Annotated in this window: 1 protein-coding gene; it reads right to left on the reverse strand. The window is 62.3% G+C overall.

Going from position 1 to position 520, the window contains the following annotated elements:
• A partial coding sequence (locus AC3WLN_RS24070) for an IS110 family RNA-guided transposase (protein WP_492485501.1) occupies positions 1 to 445 on the reverse strand: 445 nt, incomplete at its 3' end.
• Positions 446 to 520: the final 75 nt, after the last annotated feature.

The following is a 520-nucleotide window of genomic DNA, read 5'->3' on the forward strand; positions in this document are numbered from 1 at the left end:
ACCCGAACTCCGTAAGGTGCCCGCGCAGTGCATTGATCAATTGGGTCCGCTGACGCACGAGCAGGTCGCGCGTACGGAACACCACTGCGGAGGCCTGGGCCTGCGCGCTCTTTCCCTGAACGAACCGCATCGTCGGCCGCTGCGCCGCCTCGCAGATCGCCTCAGCGTCGGCCATGTCGTTCTTCTGCCGCTTCACGAACGGCTTCACGTAGGCTGGTGGGATGAGCCGCGTTTCGTGGCCGGCCAAAGCTATCTCACGGGCCCAGTAATGAGCGCTGGCGCATGCTTCCATAGCGACCACGCAACGCGGAAGTGTCGAGAAGAACGTCAGCACCTGATCACGCCGCAACTTCTTGCGGAAAACGACGGCGCCGCTCGTATCCGCGCCGTGAACCTGGAAAACTGATTTCGCCAGATCGATCCCGACTGTGCTAACCTCACTCATGGACGCCTCCTGCAGTGGTGTTGCAACACCTCCACTCTGGCACATCAATGCCGTCAGGGGGCGTCCACCCCTACG

This window comes from Methylobacterium sp. FW306-05-D (assembly GCF_058782155.1).